The sequence below is a fragment of the Mesorhizobium sp. M2A.F.Ca.ET.039.01.1.1 genome, assembly GCF_003998035.1.
Classification (GTDB): Bacteria; Pseudomonadota; Alphaproteobacteria; order Rhizobiales; family Rhizobiaceae; genus Mesorhizobium.
The window spans coordinates 1-1,909 of sequence record NZ_RZRY01000965.1 but is presented as its reverse complement, the minus strand read 5'-3'; the positions used below and the strand labels follow the sequence as shown (position 1 = coordinate 1,909).

The 1,909-nt window shown below is 61.3% G+C and carries 3 protein-coding genes; all 3 read left to right on the top strand.

What is annotated here, in order from left to right; all coding sequences use genetic code 11:
* The coding region (locus EOA24_RS36165) for a type IV secretion system protein (RefSeq protein WP_127410718.1) at nucleotides 1-591 on the top strand (591 nt) is incomplete at its 5' end.
* 23 nt (nucleotides 592-614) lie between these two features.
* Nucleotides 615-812 carry a hypothetical protein gene (locus EOA24_RS36160; RefSeq protein ID WP_245492464.1) on the top strand — a complete coding sequence of 66 codons (198 nt, stop codon included), beginning with the start codon at nucleotides 615-617 and terminating at the stop codon, nucleotides 810-812.
* Between the two features lie 9 nt (nucleotides 813-821).
* The gene (locus EOA24_RS36155; RefSeq protein WP_127410716.1) at nucleotides 822-1,823 is read left to right on the top strand and encodes a type IV secretion system protein; all 1,002 of its coding nucleotides are present in this window, start codon (nucleotides 822-824) and stop codon (nucleotides 1,821-1,823) included.
* The last annotated feature ends 86 nt before the right edge of the window (nucleotides 1,824-1,909 follow it).

The following is a 1,909-nucleotide window of genomic DNA, read 5'->3' as shown; positions in this document are numbered from 1 at the left end:
GCTGAGAAGACCTCCAAGATCCTTGACACGAATAAGGATATCCTGACGACGGTCGAAAAGACCCTCCAGGCGGTCACCGGCGATCGAGGCAGCGATGCCGGATCGCTGAAGGACCTCGCCATCGGCAACGGCTTCAGCGTCACCTCGGTCCCGTCCTTCGACAGTCTTCTGCAGAGCGGCATGCCTAACTTCGGCTCGATGGGGCCCGAGATCGCGAAGGCGGCGACGCTTTTCGCAAACGGCCTCCAACTGTTGAAATCGCTCTCCGGCAAAGACGATAGTTCGCTTGCGAGCGACAAATCCTATGAGGAACTGGTCAAGACCGTGCTTGGCGTTTCGGCCCTGATCAACGGCTCGCAGCAAGCCGTCGAGAGCCGACGGGCAGCGCTCGAGAGCGCGGGGCAGGGGATCGGAACCTCGAAGGACATCAAGGGCTCGATCGACCAGAACACGCAGCTTCAGGTGCAGACCGGCCTTACGCTGAACGAGATGATCGGCACGATGAACGGCGCGGTGCAGTCGCTGCAGGCCGACAACCAGCGCAAGCTCACCGACATCTCCAACACCAGGAAAGCGCTCAGCTACAAATGAGTGCGGTGAAGGTTTCCACCCTCATGTCCATTGTCGCGATCTCGCTCCTCGCTGCCGGCTGCGGCACGCCGAAGGAGAAGACAGCACCCTGCAAGCGGCCGGCCAATCTCACCGGCTACGCTGCCGATCCGCGTGTCGAGTGTGGACCAATGCGATCGATCAATCCGGACCGCGGGGCGGCGCTGGCCGCGATCGATGGCCTGGCCGGACAGGCAGAGTAGGATAAGGCAGTGGAGGACTTCATTGGCGAACTGCTGCAGCGTATCGACGCGTCGGGCCAGAATTTCTCGCAGCGTGCTTACGAAGCACTGAGCGCCAATCTCGAGCCGCTGCTTCGGTTGCTCTTCGTTCTCGTCGTGCTCCTTTACGGAACGCAGCTGTTTCTCGGAACATCCCGGCTGAGTGTTGCCGAGATCATCGGCCGTCTTGCCCGCGTCATCGTCATCTTCATCCTTGTCGGCACCTGGTCCAATTTCGACACGCTCGTCTATGACTGGCTGACCAAGGTGCCGGAAGCAGCCGGTCGCGCCGTTCTCGCCGCCTCAGGCACTGGCGTGACGGAACCGACCAATGGCCTATCGCAGATCTGGAAGACGGCGAATGTCGCGGCCTCGACTTTTTCCGAACAGGCCGGCTATTTCTCGGTGCTGCCGGCACTGATCGGCATGGTTATCATGGTCTTTGCCGGGCTCTTCGTGGCGATCGCGCTCGGCATCCTGGTGCTTGCCAAGGTGATCCTGTGGGTGCTGCTCGGCACCGCGCCGATCTTCATCTCCTGCATGCTCTTCAATCCGACCCGCAATTACGCCATCGGCTGGCTGAACCAGTCACTGCTTTATGCGCTGATTCCGCTCTTCGTCTATGTCATCGCCGCTTTCCTCATTGCGGCCATGGCGCCCGAGCTCACCAAGATCAACCAGATCTCCGGCAACCGGGAGCTGAAGCTTAGCGACTTCGCCGCCTTCATCATGCTCTGCCTTGCCGGCTCCTTCGTCCTGATCCAGATCCAGGCATTGGCGCAGGGTATTGTCGGCGGTCTGGCGACGCCGATCGGACATCGATCACGCTCCTTCACCGACCGCGGCATCATGCTCGGGCGCATGGCGATCGGCACGTCGTCGCGACAGATGCAGGCCGCCGTCCATCGCGTGCAGGCGCAGCTTCACCCGCCGCGCAACATGGCCCGTGAGGCAATGCAGCGCGCCATCACAGCCAACGGAACACCCGGATAGTCGCTCGACCCCGACCGATGATTGTCCAAACCAAACTCGACGGAAAGCATGGCAGACAGCACCGACGACAGACTGCGATCGTACTT

What these genes read in the sequence shown, in the direction of transcription:
- EOA24_RS36160 (WP_245492464.1), top strand. Translation starts at nt 615, where the DNA reads ATGTCCATTGTCGCGATCTCGCTCCTCGCTGCCGGCTGCGGCACGCCG.